Annotated in this window: 21 protein-coding genes and 2 pseudogenes; 12 read left to right on the top strand and 11 right to left on the bottom strand. The window is 64.0% G+C overall.

Going from position 1 to position 20,177, the window contains the following annotated elements; genetic code table 11:
- Positions 1-15: 15 nt before the first annotated feature.
- Positions 16-729: a TetR/AcrR family transcriptional regulator gene (locus tag HH308_RS11500; protein WP_170194345.1), complete on the bottom strand. Its 714-nt coding sequence runs from the start codon at positions 727-729 to the stop codon at positions 16-18.
- A gap of 120 nt (positions 730-849) precedes the next feature.
- On the opposite strand from HH308_RS11500, the gene HH308_RS11495 reads away from it, so the two are divergent.
- Positions 850-2,301: an MFS transporter gene (locus HH308_RS11495; RefSeq protein ID WP_170194344.1), complete on the top strand. Its 1,452-nt coding sequence runs from the start codon at positions 850-852 to the stop codon at positions 2,299-2,301.
- 145 nt (positions 2,302-2,446) lie between these two features.
- Here HH308_RS11495 and HH308_RS11490 read toward each other — a convergent pair whose 3' ends face one another.
- From HH308_RS11490 to HH308_RS11475, 4 genes are all read right to left on the bottom strand, one after another.
- Complete coding sequence (locus tag HH308_RS11490) at positions 2,447-2,710, bottom strand: hypothetical protein (RefSeq protein WP_170194343.1); 264 nt, start codon at positions 2,708-2,710, stop codon at positions 2,447-2,449.
- A gap of 44 nt (positions 2,711-2,754) precedes the next feature.
- Positions 2,755-2,970 carry a hypothetical protein gene (locus tag HH308_RS11485; protein WP_170194342.1) on the bottom strand — a complete coding sequence of 72 codons (216 nt, stop codon included), beginning with the start codon at positions 2,968-2,970 and terminating at the stop codon, positions 2,755-2,757.
- A gap of 89 nt (positions 2,971-3,059) precedes the next feature.
- Positions 3,060-3,410 (bottom strand): hypothetical protein, encoded by a 351-nt coding sequence (locus HH308_RS11480; protein ID WP_211188435.1) that lies wholly within the window; start codon positions 3,408-3,410, stop codon positions 3,060-3,062.
- Complete coding sequence (locus HH308_RS11475; protein ID WP_170194341.1) at positions 3,407-3,664, bottom strand: hypothetical protein; 258 nt, start codon at positions 3,662-3,664, stop codon at positions 3,407-3,409. The genes HH308_RS11480 and HH308_RS11475 overlap by 4 nt, the downstream gene beginning before the upstream one ends.
- A 662-nt stretch (positions 3,665-4,326) precedes the next feature.
- Here HH308_RS11475 and HH308_RS11470 point away from each other — a divergent pair.
- From HH308_RS11470 to HH308_RS11455, 4 genes are all read left to right on the top strand, one after another.
- Positions 4,327-4,527 (top strand): hypothetical protein, encoded by a 201-nt coding sequence (locus tag HH308_RS11470; RefSeq protein ID WP_170194340.1) that lies wholly within the window; start codon positions 4,327-4,329, stop codon positions 4,525-4,527.
- Positions 4,528-4,853: 326 nt separating this feature from the next.
- On the top strand, positions 4,854-5,261 hold the full coding sequence (locus tag HH308_RS11465) for an STAS domain-containing protein (protein ID WP_170194339.1): 408 nt from the start codon (positions 4,854-4,856) through the stop codon (positions 5,259-5,261).
- 227 nt (positions 5,262-5,488) lie between these two features.
- Entirely contained in the window at positions 5,489-6,154 is a 666-nt protein-coding gene (locus HH308_RS30425) for a GAF and ANTAR domain-containing protein (RefSeq protein ID WP_312870547.1), read from the top strand.
- Positions 6,155-6,215: 61 nt separating this feature from the next.
- Positions 6,216-8,174: a SpoIIE family protein phosphatase gene (locus tag HH308_RS11455; protein ID WP_170194337.1), complete on the top strand. Its 1,959-nt coding sequence runs from the start codon at positions 6,216-6,218 to the stop codon at positions 8,172-8,174.
- Between the two features lie 89 nt (positions 8,175-8,263).
- Here HH308_RS11455 and HH308_RS11450 read toward each other — a convergent pair whose 3' ends face one another.
- Positions 8,264-8,875, bottom strand: coding sequence for a flavodoxin family protein (locus HH308_RS11450; protein ID WP_170194336.1), 612 nt, complete (start codon positions 8,873-8,875; stop codon positions 8,264-8,266).
- A gap of 459 nt (positions 8,876-9,334) precedes the next feature.
- Here HH308_RS11450 and HH308_RS11445 point away from each other — a divergent pair, with 459 nt between their 5' ends.
- From HH308_RS11445 to mbp1, 5 genes are all read left to right on the top strand, one after another.
- Positions 9,335-9,757: a ChaB family protein gene (locus tag HH308_RS11445; RefSeq protein WP_170194335.1), complete on the top strand. Its 423-nt coding sequence runs from the start codon at positions 9,335-9,337 to the stop codon at positions 9,755-9,757.
- A gap of 14 nt (positions 9,758-9,771) precedes the next feature.
- Positions 9,772-9,996 (top strand): phosphoheptose isomerase family protein, encoded by a 225-nt coding sequence (locus HH308_RS11440; RefSeq protein WP_170194334.1) that lies wholly within the window; start codon positions 9,772-9,774, stop codon positions 9,994-9,996.
- Entirely contained in the window at positions 9,993-10,946 is a 954-nt protein-coding gene (locus HH308_RS11435) for a bifunctional heptose 7-phosphate kinase/heptose 1-phosphate adenyltransferase (RefSeq protein ID WP_170194333.1), read from the top strand. Before HH308_RS11440 ends, HH308_RS11435 begins: the two co-directional genes overlap by 4 nt.
- Positions 10,947-10,950: 4 nt before the next feature.
- Positions 10,951-11,496, top strand: a complete 546-nt coding sequence (locus HH308_RS11430; RefSeq protein ID WP_312870545.1) for an adenylyltransferase/cytidyltransferase family protein — start codon at positions 10,951-10,953, stop codon at positions 11,494-11,496.
- Between the two features lie 528 nt (positions 11,497-12,024).
- Entirely contained in the window at positions 12,025-12,261 is a 237-nt protein-coding gene (gene mbp1 / locus HH308_RS11425; RefSeq protein ID WP_170194331.1) for a microaggregate-binding protein 1, read from the top strand.
- Positions 12,262-12,394: 133 nt separating this feature from the next.
- On the opposite strand, the pseudogene HH308_RS11420 reads toward mbp1, so the two are convergent.
- The 4 genes and pseudogenes from HH308_RS11420 to HH308_RS11405 all read right to left on the bottom strand — a co-directional run bounded on the left by HH308_RS11420 (position 12,395) and on the right by HH308_RS11405 (position 17,313).
- A pseudogene (locus tag HH308_RS11420) lies at positions 12,395-13,977 on the bottom strand (FMN-binding glutamate synthase family protein).
- Positions 13,978-14,021: 44 nt separating this feature from the next.
- A complete protein-coding gene (locus tag HH308_RS11415; RefSeq protein ID WP_170194330.1) occupies positions 14,022-15,818 on the bottom strand; it encodes a thiamine pyrophosphate-requiring protein in 1,797 nt (598 codons plus the stop codon).
- Positions 15,819-16,070: 252 nt separating this feature from the next.
- Complete coding sequence (locus tag HH308_RS11410) at positions 16,071-16,925, bottom strand: SDR family oxidoreductase (RefSeq protein ID WP_170194329.1); 855 nt, start codon at positions 16,923-16,925, stop codon at positions 16,071-16,073.
- A gap of 205 nt (positions 16,926-17,130) precedes the next feature.
- Entirely contained in the window at positions 17,131-17,313 is a 183-nt protein-coding gene (locus HH308_RS11405; RefSeq protein WP_170194328.1) for a hypothetical protein, read from the bottom strand.
- Between the two features lie 252 nt (positions 17,314-17,565).
- On the opposite strand from HH308_RS11405, the gene HH308_RS11400 reads away from it, so the two are divergent.
- Together HH308_RS11400 and HH308_RS11395 are read left to right on the top strand one after the other, a co-directional pair.
- Complete coding sequence (locus tag HH308_RS11400) at positions 17,566-17,904, top strand: STAS domain-containing protein (protein ID WP_312870543.1); 339 nt, start codon at positions 17,566-17,568, stop codon at positions 17,902-17,904.
- A gap of 126 nt (positions 17,905-18,030) precedes the next feature.
- Positions 18,031-18,261: a hypothetical protein gene (locus HH308_RS11395; RefSeq protein ID WP_376767213.1), complete on the top strand. Its 231-nt coding sequence runs from the start codon at positions 18,031-18,033 to the stop codon at positions 18,259-18,261.
- Between the two features lie 604 nt (positions 18,262-18,865).
- Here HH308_RS11395 and HH308_RS11390 read toward each other — a convergent pair.
- Positions 18,866-20,040 (bottom strand): annotated as a pseudogene (locus HH308_RS11390) (alcohol dehydrogenase catalytic domain-containing protein); the annotation flags it as partial.
- Positions 20,041-20,177: the final 137 nt, after the last annotated feature.

The following is a 20,177-nucleotide window of genomic DNA, read 5'->3' as shown; positions in this document are numbered from 1 at the left end:
GTCGTCGCCTTGGCCCTACCGTCCCGCCTGCAACCGCAGCCCCGCGAGTAACAGATCCAGCCCGGCGCGGAATTGGTCAGCGTCGTCGTGGCCGTCGAATTCGTCGACGATGTAGTGGATGTAGGGGTGCTCGTCCGCGTCGAGTGCCCGCCACTGCGCGGCGTAGCGCGCCAGATATCCCTCGCGGCTGACAGAACCGTCGAGCACCTCCGCGGGGACTTGTTGTCCTAAGTCGGTCGCCGTGCCGATGACAAAGCCCAGAATCGCCGATACCGCGTGAAAAGTCTTGCGCGGGTTGAGGTTGAGCCGCATCACCTGCCGTCCGATGGCCTCGTACATGCGCAGACCGTTGGGTTGTACACCGGTGTCGCGCATCATGTAGCCGCCGAGCCACGGCCGGTCGACGACGGCGTCGAACAGCGCGACCGCGACGGCGCGGACGTCGGCGATCGGGTCGTCGGTGTCGGTGAACGTGTCCGTCTTCTCGACGACGTCGCCGAGGACGTGGTCGGTGGCGCGGTCGAGCAACTCGTCTTTGCTTGAGACGTACCAGTAGATGCTCGCGACGCCGCCGCCCAGCCGCGCGGCGAGGGACCGGAAGGTGAGCGCGGACTCGCCGGACTCGTCGAGAATCGCGACGGCCTCGCCGATCACGGTGTCCATCGAATGTGATGCTCGACGTCGGCCACCTGCGGGTTTGGTGCGTTCCTTGCTCGTGGGCCTAGTCATGAATACCTCCTCCCTTGCATCCTATCGAACGCTGTTCTAGAGTATGGAACATCGTTCGATAACCGAACACCGTTCGATCCGGATTTCGATCCGGACCAGATTCGCAAAGGAGGTGTCCCAATGGCTACCGCACTTGAGACCTCACCCGCTCGCACGTACCCATCGCTGCGCGCCGCATGGATTCCCCTGCTCGCCCTCTGTCTGGCCTTCTTCGTCGAGATGGTCGACAACACCCTGCTCACCATCGCGTTGCCGACGATCGGCCGCGACCTCGGCAGCGGCACCACCGCTCTGCAGTGGGTCACCGGCGCGTACTCCCTGACCTTCGGCGGACTGTTGCTCACCGCGGGGTCGATGGCCGACAGGCTCGGTCGACGCCGGGTACTCCTCGTCGGCCTCGCCGCATTCGGGCTGATCAGCCTGGGTGTCCTCGCCGTCACCTCGACCGGCGAACTGATCGCCCTGCGGGCCGCGCTCGGCATCGCCGCGGCTGCGATGGCCCCGATCACCAACTCGCTGGTCTTCCGGCTCTTCGACGACGAAGCACTGCAGATGCGTGCGATGACCCTGATGATCATCGTCGGCATGAGCGGATTCATCCTCGGCCCGGTGCTCGGCGGAACCGCTCTGGCGCACGTCGGCTGGCAGTGGTTGCTGCTGGTCAACGCCCCGATCGCGCTCATCGCCTTCCTCGGTGTCCGTCTCGGCGTCTCCGCCGACGACCCCGCGGGCCTGACGTCGGACCGTCTCGACCTTCCGGGTGCCGCGCTGAGCATCCTCACCATCGGCCTTGGCTGCTACACCCTGACCGCGGGTGTGGAGCACGGCTGGATGTCGACGTGGACCTGGGCGTCGGGCATCGGCGCCGTCGTCGCACTGGTCGCATTCATCTGGCACGAGCGACGCACCGCAGAGCCAATGCTCGACCTGCGACTGTTCACCAGTGGAACCGTCCGCGGTGCCGCAACCGCGCAGGTCGCAACGTCGATCGCGATGGCGGGCGTCATGTTCGGCATGATTCTGCACTTCCAGTACGCGTATGGATGGAGCCCGATGAAGGCCGGGCTGGCCAACCTGCCGCTCATTCTCACGATGATCGTTGCGACACCGTTCTCCGAATTCCTCGCCAAGCGCTTCGGACATCGCATCGCCTGCCTCATCGGCGCCGGGTTTCTCACTCTCTCGCTCGTCGGTATGGCGTGGGGTGTGGATCATGGTTACCCGGTCATCGCCGTCTGCATGGTCCTGCTGACCATCGGTCTGCGCACCGTCATGACGATCTGCGCGGTCGCCCTGGTCCGTGCCGTGCCGAGCAATCGGACGTCGATCGGCACCGCTCTCAACGACACCGCGCAGGAAGTCGGCACCAGCATCGGCATCGCGCTGATCGGCACTCTCATCGCCGCATTGGTCACCACGAATCTGCCCAGCGGCATGTGGAGCAGCGAACTCGTCGAGTCGTTCTTCCGCGGTGAGCGCGTCACCTACGCGGTCTTCGCGGTGATCGTCGGAGTGATCGCCACCTGGGGCGCGTTGACGCTCACCAACTCACGGGAGACCGAGGAGCACTGACGTCACACGGAGCAGGCGCACAAGATCCGCGAGTGGCCGGGCGAAAGCCCGGCCACTCGCTGGTTGAGCAGGTACTCACCGGCGGTAGGCCCTATCCGCTGGTTGAGCGCCCGACGCTTCTCTCACGAGTCAGGGGCGATGTCTGCTATCGGTGCGCGAGGGCTTCCTCCACTTGTTCGTGCACCGTACGGCGGAGTTCGTCGTGCACGACGTCGGCCGCCTCGGCCAGCACCTTATGGTCACTCAGGACGATGTAGTAGCCGGTGGTGCCGATCGGTTCGCCTGCGTCAGCCGAGGTGTACCGGCGCATGCGTGCGACCTCGTCGGACCATTCCCAATGATCATCGTCGAACGAGTACCAGAGCTGCCCGACGTCGAACGAGTCTTGCTGAGGTACCTCAGATGTCACGATGGTGCCTCCTTGTGATCGCGGTGCGGTGTGCGCTGTTCGATTCAATCGCGGATGTCGAGCGATGCCAGCCAGATACGTCGGCGTGCAACTGAACTGATCGCATTGACGACTTCCGGCTTGATCGGCGACGGCGGATTGGTTGCCAAGTGCCACAACATGATCGAGAAGAAGCGGATCGGCTCGAGCCCCAGTTGTTCGCGGATGGTTTCGTCCGCTCCGCCGCCGAGCCGGTACCAGCGCAGCGCAAAAGTGATCAACTCGGGGAGTGGTACCGATTCCTCTGTGGCGGATCGCGCTGGGCGTCGATGACGTTCACCGGGCTGGGTGAGTTGTCGCGCAACCGCACTCACCGGGCCGCACAACCCTGCGCGGTAGGTGCGGGCACGGCGGTGAGGCGGCGTTCGCAGAAGCAGCGGAGTCGGGCCCAGGTCAATTCGTCGATGCCCGGAGTCGGTGGGCTCGATAGAAGGTAACGCAAGCCGAGAAGAAAGGTGGGTTCTGTTACTCCGAAATGCATCCTGATGTCTTCGGCGTCACCGCCGCCGTATGATGCCCATCCGAGTGCGAACGTGAGAATCTCGTCGCGGTCACTCTGCCAGTCTGCGGTCGTGCACGGCTGTTCGTCGGTGTGCTCGGTTGCGGGCTGTCCCGGGGCGGGGTGGGTGCTGGCGGTGTGCCAACTCTCGACGGTGATCATCGCTTCGTAGCCCGCCGTGCGGCACGTGGGGCCGGCACGGGCCCCGTCGACGCCCTCTCAGCGTTGAGCATCGTGCTGGTGTCGGTGGCGCGGAGTATGCGTTCAGCGATGTGCAGGGGAAGCTGGCGCCGCGGTCCGCCGAGGACCGGTTCGAGCTCGACGTAGCTGAACGGTGCTCGACGGATCGCTGCGATCCGATAGCGGACACGGCGTCCCGCGGTGAGTGTGTCGAGGTGGGTGCCAATGGTGAGCATTGGGTCTCCTTGATTTCAGAGAAAGTGAAGCCGGGATGGTTTGCAAATGCTTCGAAATAGCTGAAAAGCGGGTTTGATGTGTGAAAGTTGCTCAACCCGCAGCCGAGTTCGGTCCCGGAATCGCAGGAGCAAATCCCGCTGAAGGTAGCGCTCGGGAGCACAGTCGGAATTCTGTTTCCGACTGTCTGCAAGGCAGGCGGGCCGGGCACGATGGCGCGTCAGCCAGGAGCTAGCCGCCGTGGCCGCCGTGGGTCGTGCCGCCAAAATCTTTGTGTGACTTCATAATTGGATCCTCGCACTGTCAGCGAAGGGATCGTTGATGCCTGGCGTTCCCGGCGAGCACGAAAAAGGGGAGACGGCCGAGGCGATCAGTGAGGCTGCCTGTTCAACCACCACGATGGTATGCAGACCCAGACCTGCACGTCAATGGGCTGGCGGAATGCTGGTAGCAACGTGTGGCCACCCGTTTTCATCCGACGCAGTGGAGCCCACGTCCACGCAGCCAACGACTTGGGTCCGGCTTTCGCGTTAGCACACCGCACTTTTGTCAGGCGCCGAAATGTTAGTCGACGTTCGATGTTTGCCGATATCCACCGGCGGGTACCTGATCCTCGTGCTCGTTTTCAAGCACCCAGTATTGCGACAACAAAGGAGCGAAAATCATGGCAGATTCCAGCAATCCCGGCCAATTCGGCAATCGTGACGACACCGAAGAGCAGGCGCGCAAGGGCGGCGAAAGCAGCCCCGGTCAGTTCGGGTCCGAGCGGGGAGCCGACCCGCAGGCGGCCGGCCGTAAAGGCGCCGAGGCTGAACCCCATGAAGCAAAGGTTCGAGGCGGCGAAAACAGCCACTCCAACGGCTGACTAATTCTCTGACAGTCTGGAACGGCCAGCCCACGCCACTAGCGGACTGGCCGCTTCGGGCAGCGTTCAAAGACCGATATCGTGCAGTCTCATACGGTGCTCGACGACTCCGCGTTCATGTGTACGCGCTCGATGTACGCCGCGTCGTCCCTTCGCCGTCGGGCCAGGTCGTTGACGTGCAGGTCGGTATCTGCATACCATCGGGGTGGTTGAATAGGCAGCCTCACTGATCGCCTCACTCCTACGCTCCGGTCGGATATGCCCCGCACGCAGGCCTGGGTCGCGGGCGTCAACGACCCCCTTCGCAAGATCGCGTGGATTCAATTATGCTGCTGCACAGTGACTTCGACCATTGCCTACCGAGTGGTCCGGCGCAGATCGATATTTGCCTGCCACCTCCGTTCAGTTCACATCAGCCGATCCTTATGGTCGTTACAGGCGAAATTGATGCGTCAAATATCGATCTCATCGGCTCTGAAAGTGCGTCGCTGCTGTTAGATCCGGCAGATATTGCGCTCGACCTACGTGCGGTGACATTCATGTCTGCGGGTGGGCTGCAACTACTGATGGAACTGTCAGAGTTCGCGAATTCTCACGGGGTGGAGTGTGCCGTCATCACAAGCCCACCGATTGATCGACTGCTCAACGTCCTCGCTAGTCGACCGTCATGGGCGTTTAGCACCTTTGCCGCTCTGCAGGCACACGAGGTATTCGACAATACCGGGACTGGATAAGCGCAAGACCGCGAAAAGCGTAGTCGACATAGTTGCCCACCTCATCGAGACCAACGCCGCGCTGACGTGGCAACCGCTGTCGGACCGATGTAGTGACCTGACTCCTCCGAAGGGTGAATAATTCTGGTGTTGGACGGTCGGCGACTGCGTATGGGAGATGTGTTGTGGACGTGCATGGGGAGATCGCGCGACTCGCCCGCGTGCTTCACGGGGCAGTGGACCGGGATGTGTCACCCAACCGCGTGCTCGATGAAATCACACGCTCGGCCGTCGATGTGCTGTCGCCGGTCGACCATGCCGGCATCACGTTGGTGCGCAGGCATCATGCGGGCGGTAGAGCCACGCTGCAGACCAGCGCTACCAGCGATCACGTGGCGCGACGCTTCGATGAGCTTCAACACGAAGTCGACGACGGGCCCTGTTTCGAGGCGATCTGGCAGCACCGCACCGTGCAGATCGATGACATGGAGACTGAGGACCGGTGGCCTCGGTTGACCGCGGCGACACTGAAACAGACACCGATCCGCTCAACGCTGTCGATGCAGCTCTACATTGAGAAACTCGACCTCGGAGCGCTCAATCTGCATTCCCATGCCCCACACGCATTCGACGAAGATACCCAGGATCTGGCGCTGGTCCTGGCTACCCACGCCGCGATCGCGCTGAGCACCGCTCGCCGCGGTGAACACTTTCGCAGCGCCCTGGCCAGCCGCGACATCATCGGCCAAGCAAAGGGCATGATCATGGAACGCTTCGGAGTCGACGCCGTCGCAGCCTTCACCATGCTGAGGCAACTCTCCCAAGAATCGAATATCGCCCTCGCCGAGGTCGCCGCGCAAATGGTTAACATCGAGCACCCGCGGGTAACTCAAAGAGACACGTCTACAACCTGAGTCCGGGCCCCCTCCGGTTTCTCTCGCCAGCGAATATGGGGGCAGCCCGGAAGGAGAAACTGTGGTCGACGAGGATTCCGCGCCTCCCACCGACGAGACAGACTCGATCGTCAGAGCGTTCACTCAGGCGCCCGTCGCGGTGGTGGCGCTCTACGGTCCGCAGCATCGGGCGTGGATCGCCAACGACGCATGTCTCGCGGTGTTTCCTCGCTGGCGCATCGGGGTGCCGATCGCCTCGTTCGCACCCGAGATCGACTTCCTCATCGACCTGCTCGACCAGGTGTACGCGACCGGTGAACGCTGCGAGCTCGACGCGTGGCCAGTGCGGTACAGCGTCGGAGACGGCGACTATTACGAGGTGTTCACCGACTATGCGATCAGTGCCGTACGTGGCGACGGTGGGGAGATCCTAGGCGTCGAGGTGACCGCGACGGATGTGAGCGAGCACGTCAAAGCACGGCAGGCGGCCCAAGACGAAGCTGCCGAGCTGGCCGCCCGGTACACCTCGGCTCACGACGGCGTAAACGAAATGCAAGAGGCATTACTTCCCACCGACACCCCGGTGATGCCCGCAGTCGACGTCGCAGCCGCATACCTTGTCGCCACCGAAGACACCGCTGCCGGCGGTGACTGGTTCGACGCCATTCCCGCCAGCGATGGCCGCCTCTTCCTCGTTCTCGGCGACGTGGTCGGCCACGGCGTACGCGCCGCCGCCGTCATGGCACAACTACGTACCGCCGTGCGGATGCAGCTGACCGCCGGGGTACCACTCAGCGACGCGATAGAAGCAGTCGATCGCTTCTCGAGTCACGTTCGAGGGGCACAATCGGCTACGATGTGCATCGGTGAACTGCACTCTGCGACAGGATATTTCGAGTACTGCACCATCGGTCACCCGCCTCCGCTGTTGATCCGTGCCGATGGTCCGCCCCGCTACCTCGAACCCACCGGCAGCGGCCCTCTCAGCGGAGCCATCGACGGCGTCGTGACCAAAACCGATCACCTCGATGCTGGTGAGGCGATCGTGTTATACAGCGATGGGATCATTGAACGGCCCGGCCGGTCGACGTCGCAGAGCAGCGTGGAATTCGCCGACGTTACCGCCAGGATCCTGCACAGCGAAGGCCACCCGATCGATGACGCATACCCGGCACCAGTCGAGCGACTTTGCGCGCGCGCAGTCGAATTGCTGACCCGACAAACGGGGTTCCGCGACGACATCACCCTACTCGCCGCGCAACGCCGCACGCCTGCACCGCCACTGGCTGTGACGGTGCCGGCAGACGAGCATGCCGAACGCACGGTGCGAGAACAACTCCGCTCGTGGCTGCACGACCTTCCGCTCGCTCGATCGGGCGGCAGCCTACTCGTCGAGCATGCCATCGGCGAGTACGTCACCAACACTGTGGAGCACGCCTACGACGCCGCAACCGATCCTGGTGATGTCACCGTGACCGCCGGCCTCCACCCCGGCGGCCGACTCCACGCGGAAGTCACGGACACCGGACGCTGGCGCGACTCCGAAACCATCGACTCGGACCGTGGTCGTGGTCTCGCGATGGCGCAAACCATGATCCCCGACACTGTGATAGACCACGACGGCAACGGCACCACCATTCGACTGTCCTACCGGTTGACACGCCCAGCCCACATCCTCACCGATCCCCAAACCGAATACCAGCAGAGCCCGACCGTGAGCGAACCGCGTATCGACTTCACCGACGAACACACCCTCGTCGTCACCGGTGACATCGATACCGCAGCTGCGGCCGAACTATCCGGCGCCTTGACGAAACACAGCCGCGCCGGCACGATCGCCCTGCGCATCGACCTCACCGCGGCAACCCACATCGGCTCAGCCGCTGTCAGCGCCCTCATCCGACACATGCGTAATTCCCGCCGCCACAACAACATCCCCACCCTTATTGCTCCGCCTGGAACCACTGCCCACCACGTGCTCACCCTCGTCGGACTACCAACCCATCACGACGATAGCCCCGACACCGACCTACCGAGATGAGCCGTACGATCACGGGTGCGGCGGCAGCGCAGTCCCATTCCTGTTACGTGCGGCGGTGAATGCCGGTCGAGCTCCGTTGCGGTTGATGGCTATTTCGACGGGTAGTCGGGATAGCCTGCCCCGGCGAGCAGCTTGGCCAGGTGTGCTGCGTTGCGAGCGGCGGACTCCGTGGCCGTGGCGACCGCTGTCGGTGTGCCGTCGAGGTCGGCGTAGTCGCGGCCGCCCATCGCTTCGTCGTTCCAGTAGGTCGACCCCTGAGCGCCGATGGTGAACCCGATGTCGTTGAGTCCTTGGAAAACGTCGGCGATGATCTTGTGGGCGCCGTCCTCGTTTCCCACGACCGCGCACATCCCGACTTTGCCGACCATCGCCGGACGGTTCGCGTCGTCAGTCTGCGACAACTCGGCGTTGAGTCGTTCCAGCACTCGTTGAGCCACACTCGACATGTGGCCCAGCCACGTCGGCGTGGAGATCAGGAGAATGTCGGCCGCTTCGACGGCGTCGGCGATCCGTGGCCACTCGTCGGCGCCACCCATATCGCGTTCGACACCCGGCGCCACGTCGTGGTCGACGACGCGGATGACGTCACCTGCGACACCGTATCGGTCCAGCGCGCCGAGAACCTGTCGAGCAAGCACGTCGCTGCTCGACGGCGCGGGTGAGGGCTTCAATGTGCATACCAGTGCGAGTGCTTTGGTCATGAAGATCGGTTACCCACCCATCCGCTGGATCAAACGACGTCCGACGCGCGTACGGCGAACCACTCGACGGTGTGACGCAGTCCTTCGTCGGGATCGACCCGCGGCTGCCACCCCAGCTTCGCGCGCACGCGTTGTTTCGACATAGATTGTCGCACAATCGATTCCGGGACGACGACCGGTGAGCTCGGTGATCGGATCGAGGTCTTCGGGCCGCTGCGCGATGGTGACATCGAAGTCGAGTTCGCCTAGCCCGGCGACGTCGACTTCCACGACCTCGGCGGGCCGATCACGCCCAGCTCGTCCAGGGCCGGCTCCGTCATGCGCACCGTTTGTCGGCAATTGCGACGACCGCGGCCTGACGGCGCGTCCAACACCGACGCCGATGTTTGGGCGGGTGTCGGCGGGGGAATGCCCCTCACACGAGACCAGATCACCTGTCATCGCGCGGAAGGAGCAGTCATGCCCAAGACGACACAGAACGGAGCGGCCAAGCAGTCGGAGTTGCCGGCGACGATCGAGCGGTCGCCGGCCAAGGCGCAGCGCACTTTCGCGAAGGCCCACGATGCCGCACTCGAGGAGTACCACGAAGAGGAGCGGGCGCACCGTGTCGCGTACAGCGCACTGAAGCATTCCTTCGCAAAGGTCGGCGACCACTGGGAGCCCAAGGGGCGTGCGGGTCCCTCCGACGAACGTGCGCGCAGCGGAGGCCCGAATGCCACCGGTGAACGCGCCGAGGGCGTCGATGCCGAGGCGACCAAGGACCATCTTTACGGCATCGCTCGCCGACTCGATATCCCGGGGCGATCACGGATGACCAAGTCCGAACTGGTAACCGCCATCGAGACCGCCAACCGCCGCAGCACTGCACGCAGCCGTAGCTGAATTGTGAGAACTCGATGAAGTTTCTAGGCATCAGCCGCAATCTGCCGGGCGCCGTCAAGGCCGCACAGGAGATCGGTATCCGCGCTTGGGCACTGACCGGACCGGCCCCCAACTCGCTGGCCGGGGTCGTCGATGGATATGTGCCCGTCGAAGGAGTCGGCCCCACCGTTCACGAAGTCCATCGAGCGCTGATACATGCCTTGTGCACAGCGCTCGACCATCGATCGGGCGTGGAATGATGTCTGCCCGCGTGTACGTGATCGGCGACGTCATGCTCGACCGTGACATCGTCGGCGAGTCCGATCGCCGATGCCCGGACTCGGTCGGGCCGGTGATCGACACGACCGAAGTGTGTGAAGGGCCGGCAGGCGCCGGCCTCGCGGCGATGATCGCGACGCAGTACGGAGCCGACGTCAGCCTCATCACGGCCCTGGCCGACGATCCGCCGGGCGAGCGGCTCGCCGCGTCGCTCCGCGACCAGGGGATCGACGTCGTCGCGGTACCGCTGTGCGGTTCTACTCCAGAGAGGACGCGCATCAGGTCCGGCGGGCGAACGCTCGCCAGGGTCGACTGCGGCGACGGAATTGCCCCGCACGGGGACATCGGCATCGGCGCGCACCACTTCGACGGCGCCGATGCGATCCTGGTATCGGACTACGGCCGTGGACTCGCTCGCTGCGTGACACTGCGCAGTGCGTTGGCGCGCAGCGCCGCGGCAGGTGTCCCGGTCGTGTGGGATCCGCACCCGCGGGGCGCCGACCCCGTCGACGGAATCATGCTGATGACGCCCAATCTCGTTGAAGCACAACAACAGAACATCGACCGACGGCTCGCCGAAGGCGCTTCGCCCCGCGAGTTCGGGGTACGAGCGGTCGTGGTCACCGGAGGCGAGAACGGCGCAACACTGTTCACCGACGGGCGCGCACCGCAGCGGGTGCCGATCGCCGACAATCAGTTGGTCGAGGCCGACGACGTGGACACCTGCGGTGCAGGTGATGCATTTGCCGCTGCAGTCACCGTAGAACTCGCGCGAGGGACGCCGCTGTCCGAGGCCGTCGCGGTCGCCGTCGAGCGTGCGACGGCGATGATCTCCGAGGGACTGCGCGTCGTTGGCGCGAACCGTCGCGGTCGCGGATTCCCTTGGTGCCCAAGCATTCCCAATCGCGACCAGTGCCTCGCAACCGGATAACGTCGTGCGACGCGGCACTCTCGTCGCTACCGGGGGCTGTTTCGACCTGTTGCATCCCGGCCATCTGTCGCTATTGCAACGCGCTCGTGCACTGGGGGACTCATTGGTGGTTTGCCTGAACTCCGACGCATCCGTCGCGCGGGCGAAAGGTGCTGAACGTCCGGTGATGCCCGCGGCCGACCGGGCACAGTTGCTCAAGGCGCTGGATTGCGTCGATGACGTCGTCATCTTCGACGAGGACACACCCACGAAGGCCATCGAGCGGCTGCGGCCCGACATCTGGGTGAAAGGCTCGGATTACGCGGAGGCGGGCATGCCGGAGACCCCGACGGTCCGAGCCTGCGGCGGCAGGGTGATGATTCTGTCCACCATTGCGGGCTATTCCAGCACGAATCTGATCAAGGCCGCAAAACCCGCAGGTGGCGACGGGACGCGCCGCATCTTCGGTCGCAACCATTCCGGCGCCCACGATCGCCCCGGATCGCCCAGAACCTCCATCTCGCCGTCGATTCAGCGTCCGTCGGCCCGAACAGAACAGGAGAGCTCCTGACCACCGACGACCTCGGCACTGTACTCATCACCGACGGCGCATCGGGCTTGAGCGCCGCCGCCCTGGCCCGCGCGACCATCCCGCGACTACGCCGATGCATGTGTGGTGTTCGGCGGCCGTGCCGACCGGAGCCGACGTCGGTGCGGCGTCATGCGTGATGAGGCTCGATCCGCGGATCGGGATCATCCCTCAGCCGGCCCGGGACGGGGTGAGTAGTGCTACCGGGGCACCCGCGCTGTCGAGCATCGCGGATCATCGGCATCGCCTGCGGTGCTCGTCGTGTCGCAACTTGACGTTCCGAAGGGGCCCGTGGTGTCGGGTCGGACTGCCGGTCGGATGGCGCGGCACCGCCGATCTTTTCGACGCTGATATCGCTGTCGCGGCTACCGGGGAAGCGGGACCACAACCGCAGGAGGACGTGCCGCCGTCGTGCGGATGTTTGAGGCCCGCGCCGATCGGTTACCCCAACCGAGACGGGCAATGGTGCCCGTCGAACACACACCCCGAACTCGAAAGGAGCGGACGCTCATGGCTGACAACAACGGACCCGGCGAGACGATCAAGGGAACGGTCGAGAACGTGAAAGGCAAGGTCAAAGAAACCGTCGGAGACGTGACCGGACGGTCTGATCTCGCCAAGGAAGGTCGTGCCCAACAGGAGAAGGGGCAGGCCGCCAAGGAAGCGGGCAAGGATGAGGTCAAGGCCGACGCCGAGCGCGCCCATGCCGAAGCTGCCGAGAAGCGGCAACAGGCCCATCAGCAGTAGATCTGCCGGATTGCGGGCCCCGCCGAACCGGCGGGGCCCGCACGTTCGGCGGCGGACATCGCGAGCTGGAGACCGAACATGTGGTGGTCGGAAACCACATGTCGCAATTCGTCCGCTCCTTGTTCGAGTTGTTTCAGGTCCGGAAGTGTTCCGGGTCGGCGTTGGCCCAGTCGGTCGCCCAGCTCGCGGGAGGGGCGTCGATGAGTTGGCCGGGGCTTAACCATTCGTAGATTTCGGCGTAGGACGCTTGGGATGTCCGGCTGACTCGTTTGCGCAGCATGGCTGGCGTCAGCTCGTCGGGGTGGCTGACTCCCATCGACGCCATGAGTCGCATCGCTTCGTTCACGGTTGCGGCCTGGTAGCGGCGCACGCGTTCGGCTTTGTCGTCGACGTCGAGTGCGCGTGCTCGTCGTGTGTCTTGGGTGGCGACTCCCACCGGGCACAGGTTGGTATGGCAGCGCTGGGCTTGGATGCACCCGAGTGCCATCATCATGGCACGCGCGGAGTTGGTGAAGTCCGCGCCTTGGATCAGCCGTTTGACGATGTCGGAACCGCTTGCGATCTTGCCACTGGCGCCGACTCTGACACGCTCGCGAATGCCGGCGCCGACGAGCGCGTTGTGGACGATCATGAGACCGTCGGTGAGCGGCAGCCCCACATTGTCCTCATATTCTGGTGGGGCGGCCGCGGTGCCACCTTCGGCGCCGTCGACGATGATGAAGTCGGGGGATATGCAGGTTAAGTTGATCGCTTTGCACAGGGCCAGCACTTCGACGCGTGAGCCGACGCAGAGTTTGAGCCCCACGGGTTTGCCGCGGGCGAGTTCACGTAGTCGGGCGACGAAGTCGAGAAGTTCGGTCGGGGTGGCGAATTCCGGGTGTGCTGCGGGACTCACGCATTTCTTGCCTTGCGGGATGCCGCGGATCCGCGCGATCTCGGCGCTGACTTTCGGCGCGGGCAAGACACACCCACTCCCGGCTTGGCGCCTTGGGACAATTTGACGGATATGCACGAGACATTCTCATTATCAGCTTTGTCGGCGAATTGGCTCGGGTCGAATCGTCCCTCGGCGGTGCGGGTGCCGAAGTAGCCAGATCCGAGTTCCCATACCAGGCTCCCGCCTTGCAGGTGGTACGGAGTGAGACCGCCTTCACCAGTGTCGTGACTGAAGGCACCGTTGCGTGCACCGATGTTGAGAGCGCGGATCGCGTTCGCCGACAGCGCTCCGAAACTCATCGATGAGACGTTGAGTAGCGCCATGTCATGGTGTATTCGGCAATCGTCGCCGCCGATGCGGACTCGCGGTGGCTGGGCCGCGGGCTCGACTGGGACGATGGAGTGGACGAGATATTCGTAGCCGTTCTGGGCGAGATCACGTTCGGTACCGAAGGACAACTCGCCCGAGATGCCTTTAGCGCGTTCGTAGATGAGCGATCGCTGATCGCGGTCGAAAGGCCTGCCGTCGACGTCGCGCTCGATGAAGTATTGCTGAATTTCCGGGCGGATCGATTCCATCAGATACCGCAGATGTCCGATCAGCGGATAGTTTCGCAGTATCGAGTGGCGTCTTTGTAAGAGATCGTAAGCTCCGATGAATGCGATGACCCATAGCAGGACACCGCCGATCAGCCACGGCCACCCCCGGTGTGCAGCGACCACGAAGAGAAGCGTTCCGCAGATCGCGGCGACGCTGAACGGGAGCTGACGGAGGATCATGATCGCGCCCCATCTCGTGCTCTATTCAATTGGACCACGCTCGGTCAGTTTCCCATGTGCGGCATCGCTTCCCGTGCTTTCGCTTTGATGCCGGCTTTGATGAACGCCCACGAGTCGCTGTCACCCTTGAGGACAGCGGCGATCATGTTGGTTGCCTGGTCCATTGTCGCGTGCGGGGGGATCGGTGGCAGGTGCGGACTGGTGTGCACGTCGAGGACGAACGGCCGATCGGCGGCCAATGCGCGTCGACAGGCTTGGGCGAGGTCGTCGGTGCGGTCGACAGTAGCTGCGCCGAGTCCGAGACTTTGCGCGAATCCTGCGTAGTCGACCGCTGGAAGTGTTTGTGAGGCAGCGAATTTCGGCGAGCCACCCATTGCTCTGATCTCCCAGGTGACCTGATTGAGATCCTGGTTGTCGAGCACGACGATCACCAACCGCGGATCAGCCCATTCCTGCCAATAGCGTCGGATCGTGATCAGTTCGGCGAGGCCGTTCATCTGCATCGCGCCATCGCCGGCGAATGCGACGGCGGGCCGATCGGGGTGACCGAACTTCGCGCCGATCGCGTACGGCACGGCCGGACCCATCGTGGCCAGCGTTCCCGACAATGAGCCGCGCATGTCGTCGCGAAACCTGATATTGCGCGCATACCAGTTCGCCGAGGAGCCGGAATCGGCGGTGACGATTGCGTCGCGCGGCAATCGATCGGAGATCTCTTCGAACAACCGCATCGGGTTCACCGGGGGTATGTCGAGTTGCGCTTGCGCATGCACTGTCTGCCACCAGCGGGCGACGCCGGACTCGATGTCTTCGCGCCAGCTTCGGTCGTCCTTGCGGTGCAGGAGTGGCAGCAGCGCACGCAACGTGGATGTGGCGTCGCCGGCGAGGGTAACCTCGTAGGGATAACGCATGCCGATGAAACGTGGATCGAGGTCGACCTCGACGGCGCGCGCCTGGTCGTAGTCGGGAAGAAACTGGCTGTACGGGAAGCTGGAGCCGATGGTCAGCAACGCGTCGCAGCCCTGCATCATGTCGTAGGTCGGGCGGGTTCCGAGGAGGCCGATGGCGCCGGTTACCCATGGCAGTTCGTCGGAGAGCACGTCTTTGCCCAGCAGCGCTTTCGCAACTCCGGCGCCGAGGACGTCGGCAACTGCGGTGACGTCGGCGGCTGCGTCGCGAGCGCCCGAACCGATCAGTATCGCCACCCGTTCGCTGTTGTTGAGAAGGTCAGCGGCCCGGCGGATCTCGGCGTCGGGCGGTACGACGGCCGGGGCGCGGGTGGCTGCGATCGAAGAGGGGACCATCTTGAACTCGTGCGTCGGTGCGGAGTAATCGAGGTCTTGGACGTCGTTGGGGATGATCACCGCCGTCGGCGTCCGCTGAGACAGCGCCGTGCGTATTGCGCGGTCGAGCACATTGGGCAGCTGTTCGGGGACGGTGACCATCTGCACGTACTCGCTGGCGACATCTTTGTAGAGACTCAGCAGGTCGACCTCTTGCTGGTACGACCCGCCCATGGCGCTTCGGTCGGTCTGGCCGACGATCGCCAGCACCGACACATGATCGAGTTTGGCGTCATAGAGGCCGTTGAGAAGGTGGATGGCGCCAGGGCCGGACGTGGCTACACAGACGCCGAGCCGTCCGGTGAACTTGGCGTAGCCGACCGCCTCGAAGGCGGCCATTTCCTCGTGGCGGGCCTGGACGAACCTCGGCGTATCGTCGGCTCGGCCCCACGCGGTCAGCAAGCCGTTGATCCCGTCACCCGGATAGCCGAATGTCACCTCCACATTCCATTCACGCAGACGCTGCAGTACATAGTCGCCGACGGTGCTCTTGCTCATCGAACCTCCCAATGGGCTTGAAGCCCTCATCGCTGGATGACGGTCGCTGGTGACGCGGCGTCGGTCAACTCGTTTCGGATGCCCACGGCAACCGCGGTTCAAACGTTCGTTCTCAGCTGCTTCCCGGCGGCACCGCCGGGACGAACACGCAAAGGGCGGCGGCGAGGATGATTCGAGCCTGGGACATACCTCTCGGGCTCGTTCCTCGCTCGACGGCACAGCGGTGCATCAACCACCGCGATCCGACCCCCGTCAGCCCGGCACGATCTCTCCGCCGACCGGCGCGAGCACCTGGCCCGAGTAATAGGACGACAGCATTTCCGACGCGAAGAACACATACGACGGTGCGATCTCGTCGGGCTGGGCGCTGCGCCCGAAGGGTGCCTGCTCGCCGAATCCGTCAACCGACGCGGAAGGCATCGTCGACGGGATGAGCGGCGTCCAAACTGGTCCTGGCGCAACGCAGTTCACGCGAATGCCGGCGTCGACGAACGCTTGAGCCAGTGAATACGTGAGTGCCGTGACAGCGCCTTTCGTTGCTGAGTAGTCGATGAGCTTGGCATTGCCCCGCAACCCGTTGATCGATCCCGTGTTGATGATCGACGATCCCCGTTCCATATGTGGCACTGCCGCAGCGGTCACGTGGAAGTAGCTGTCGATGTTCACCGCGAAGGTGTGCGACCACTGCTCAGGGGTGATGTCGTCGAACTGTTCGACCGGCGACTGGAAGGCCACGTTATTGACCAGCACATCGAGGCCGCCGAGATCGTGGATCGCCTGGTTGACCGTCGCGGTGCAGTTCGTGGCCTCGGCCAGGTCGGTCCGGTACAGAAAGCACCGCCGACCGCACTCTTCGACGAGCGCCCGGGTCCGGTGGGCGTCGTCGTCTTCGCGTTCGTCGAGATACGCGATGGCGACGTCGGCGCCCTCTTTCGCGAACGCGATTGCGACAGCACGGCCGATGCCGGAGTCACCGCCGGTGACGAGGGCTCGTTTGCTCGGCAGAAGGTCGCGCCCGACGTAGTCGCGCATCTCATCGCGTGGCTGTTCGGGCATCTCCTCGGTGTTACCGGGGAAGGGGGTGATTCCTTGTTGCGGTTGGATCATGCCGTTGCTCGCTTCCGGGTCGGTGTCGATGCGCCCGTTTGATTGCGCATTGTTCTCTCGCGTACCCCCGACGCGGCGTCGCAAAACACTTCGATGATTTGGCGCCTGCTAGCGGATTGTCGCGACTATACGGTCGCAGGCGCCGTTGCCGCTCTTGTCGGGGCGCAATTGGCGAGGGATTCGCGTCTCTTGCGCACCAGTGGTATCAACGAATCGTTCTACCCTTGGCTACCAGCGTGTCGACGCGCGTCTGGACCGCGCCATCGCCGCGTTCGCCCTGCGGTAGCGCGTTCACGCGCCCCAACACTGCCATCGCATCGATCCGGAAAACCAGACGCGACACTAGCCCCAGGGACGCGATGGCATCGTCTCGGTCAATTTCACTCACGCGACTCCCTCATCGGTATGTCTTCGCGAAGTACCGATCGGGGGTCGTGACGAAACATCGTTTGCCTAGCGAACGATCCAACCGATTGCTAGCCTTGAGACACCGGTTGACACAACAGCCGTCCTGGCGGCTCGGCCGCTGCCCAACGGGAGATTTACCGTGTCAAACTTTCTCTCCGCAGAACCCGTACAAAACCGTATTCCTGAACGCGCCGTACCCATCACAGAGGTCCGTGACGGCGAGTGCGAGGCGGTGGTCGCTGATGTCGAAGGGGTCACGCAGGCGACCATTACCGGATCGGTCGATGCCGCCAGCATCGACGATTTCACCGGGCATCTTGCGGCTGCCTGCGCTGCGGGCACCGGGCGACTCGTCCTGGACATGTCCGATGTCGACTTCTTGGGCGTCGACGGTATCGCTGCTTTACACGCGGCGGCACGAACCGTTTCCAACTCCGGGGGAGCGATAGCGGTAGCCGGCGGACGAGCCGTCGCTCGTCCGCTACGACGAACCGGTATCACTCGCTTGGTGCCGGTATTCGACTGGCTGCCAATGGCTTTCGATGCCGTCGGGGGCACCGCGCCAGCCTAGTTGCGAGGTCGGGTCGCGTCGCATGTTTGGCGTGGCCCGACCGTGGCAATTCCTCCTGTGGCGGCTGCGCCGCCCAACAGTCACAGCGTCGAAGACACCCTCCGGCGCCGACGAGAAGGAGAAATGATGACCACTGCCGAGACCGGCGACCTGACCGGCACGCGCGACAAGACATACAACCTCATTCGCTACACCGAGGAGTGTTTGACCAACGCCCTGCGGATGGAAACGTTCATCGCCGATGCTCAGCGGGACGGGGACGGCGAAGTCGTCGAACTCTTCCGGCGAGCGCAATCAGATAGCCGAAAGGGTGACTGCGCGCGTTTGACAAGGGTCGGCTCGCTCGCGCCCAACTGATGGTGCTACGCGACGACATGGTGGGCAATGCGGTCACGGCCTACCTCGGGCAGGATCCTCAGCCGACGCTGGATCGACTGCGAAAGATAGCCGACGAGTGTTCGGCGCCGCGATGACCCGTACGAATCATCAGGCGCAGTCGAGGACGGCTGGACGGTCAAAGACCTGGGCACGGCACGGCTCAACGCGGTTATCCCCCTGCTTATCCTGACCGGAGCCGGGCGTTTACAAGGAAGTCCCGTATCCGGACAAGTCATCAACGGCGAGAGGAGAGTTGGACGTCGAAGTCCGTCCGTGCCGGGCTCAGCCCGGTCGCGCCGCCTGCTCGATCGCCGACATCGACATCGTCTGCGTCGGTCCGCCATCGCATGGTTCCAGTTCGACGAAATCGATGGGGAAGTGCCGGATTGCCCGCACAACGTACGCGATATCGGATCCATCGTGGTCGCTGAGTAGGAGGGTTCCTCCCTGTTCGATGATCATGGCGAGTCCTTTGCTCGTGGATGGTTAGTCCGCGCTGAATACCCGGTGACGACGCGGCCCAAACTCGCGGGCCGAATTCGATGTATGCGCGGTCGGAGGAACAGGCCGGCTGAGTCAGGGTTTTCAGCATCACCTTGACCACGCCGTCGACCTTGCGTTGGAAACGATCGTAAGCCTGCGGCGCTATGTCGAGCGAAAGCTCATGCGAGGCAAACGAATCCACGCCTAGCGGGTCGGCATCGGTGAGTAGTGGCCGGATCTGCGGTACCCATCGTTTCACGTTGGCCTGACCCATCCGCAGCTGAATCTGCTTGTCGAACAGCGTCATCATCGGCGGTGGATCCGCCGCACCGCCGTAGACACCCGAAAGAGAGACCGTTCCGCCCCGGCGGACGATGTCGATGGCCAGCCGGAGCGCCGCCAGCCGATCGACACCGGCCAGCCGGGTCAACCGTTCGGCGAGAGCGTCGGGGAGAAGTCCCGTCGCACGTTGCATCCCGCCGGCGACAGGGGAGCCGTGTGCCTCCATCCCCACGGCGTCGATCACCGCGTCCGTGCCGCGCCCGTAGGTGCGGTCCCGGATCTCCCCGGCGACGTCGCTGACCGCGGATTGATCGATGACCTCGATACCGTGGTCTGCTACTCGTTCGAGGCGCTCGGGTACCCGGTCGACGCCGATGACCCGAAGGCCATGGTGCGCAGCGATTCTCGTCGCCATGTCGCCGATCGGCCCGAGCCCCAGCACGGTGACGCTGCCACCGGGCGGTACCTGTGCGTACTCGACGGCCTGCCACGCGGTCGGCAGCGCATCGGACAGGTAGATGAATCGGCTGTCGGGCGGGCCGTCGGGAACCTTGATATGAGTGAACTGAGCCTGCGGCACGCGAAGGTACTCAGCTTGGCCGCCGGGGATCGAACCGTACAGGCTTGAATAGCCGAAGAGTGCGGCGCCAGTCCCCTGAGCGCGCACCTGAGTGGTCTCGCACTGGGTGTACAGGTGTTGATCGCACATGAAGCAATGCCCGCAGGAGATTGAAACGGCACAACCACTCGGTCGCCGACACTGAGATCGCCCGCATGCGATCCGACCTCTTCGACGAAGCCGATCGCCTCGTGCCCCAGTACATCACCGGGCGACATGAACGGAGTCAGCACCACGTACAGGTGAAGGTCGGAGCCGCAGATGTTGGTCGAGGTGACGCGCACAATCGCGTCGGATGGTTGCTCGATCTTCGGCTCGGGAACGTCGTCGACGCGTACGTCGCGGCGACGGAAGGTGCCGCATCGACAGTGAATCGCAGTAACAGACCGTCGCCCCGGAAATCCTGGAACGGACTGTGCGCCAGCGCATGCAGGTTTCGCGAGTTCGGCCGCTCGGTCACGAGCGATGATCACGACGCCGATCGCTGAGCTCTCGACACCCCGTCGGTCAC

Origin of the sequence: Gordonia asplenii (assembly GCF_012933505.1) — a bacterium.
In the GTDB taxonomy this organism is placed as follows: domain Bacteria; phylum Actinomycetota; class Actinomycetes; order Mycobacteriales; family Mycobacteriaceae; genus Gordonia; species Gordonia asplenii.
This window is presented reverse-complemented; position numbering and strand designations above follow the sequence as displayed.

Coding starts and splice junctions, on each gene's coding strand:
- HH308_RS11470 (WP_170194340.1), top strand. CDS start 4,327: ATGGCAGATTCCAGCAATCCCGGCCAATTCGGCAATCGTGACGACACC.
- HH308_RS11450 (WP_170194336.1), bottom strand. CDS start 8,875: ATGACCAAAGCACTCGCACTGGTATGCACATTGAAGCCCTCACCCGCG.
- HH308_RS11495 (WP_170194344.1), top strand. CDS start 850: ATGGCTACCGCACTTGAGACCTCACCCGCTCGCACGTACCCATCGCTG.
- HH308_RS11395 (WP_376767213.1), top strand. CDS start 18,031: ATGACCACTGCCGAGACCGGCGACCTGACCGGCACGCGCGACAAGACA.
- HH308_RS11415 (WP_170194330.1), bottom strand. CDS start 15,818: ATGAGCAAGAGCACCGTCGGCGACTATGTACTGCAGCGTCTGCGTGAA.
- HH308_RS11440 (WP_170194334.1), top strand. CDS start 9,772: ATGAAGTTTCTAGGCATCAGCCGCAATCTGCCGGGCGCCGTCAAGGCC.
- HH308_RS11445 (WP_170194335.1), top strand. CDS start 9,335: ATGCCCAAGACGACACAGAACGGAGCGGCCAAGCAGTCGGAGTTGCCG.
- HH308_RS11475 (WP_170194341.1), bottom strand. CDS start 3,664: ATGCTCACCATTGGCACCCACCTCGACACACTCACCGCGGGACGCCGT.
- HH308_RS11435 (WP_170194333.1), top strand. CDS start 9,993: ATGATGTCTGCCCGCGTGTACGTGATCGGCGACGTCATGCTCGACCGT.
- HH308_RS11480 (WP_211188435.1), bottom strand. CDS start 3,410: ATGATCACCGTCGAGAGTTGGCACACCGCCAGCACCCACCCCGCCCCG.
- HH308_RS11410 (WP_170194329.1), bottom strand. CDS start 16,925: ATGATCCAACCGCAACAAGGAATCACCCCCTTCCCCGGTAACACCGAG.
- HH308_RS11465 (WP_170194339.1), top strand. CDS start 4,854: ATGCTGCTGCACAGTGACTTCGACCATTGCCTACCGAGTGGTCCGGCG.
- mbp1 (WP_170194331.1), top strand. CDS start 12,025: ATGGCTGACAACAACGGACCCGGCGAGACGATCAAGGGAACGGTCGAG.
- HH308_RS11500 (WP_170194345.1), bottom strand. CDS start 729: ATGACTAGGCCCACGAGCAAGGAACGCACCAAACCCGCAGGTGGCCGA.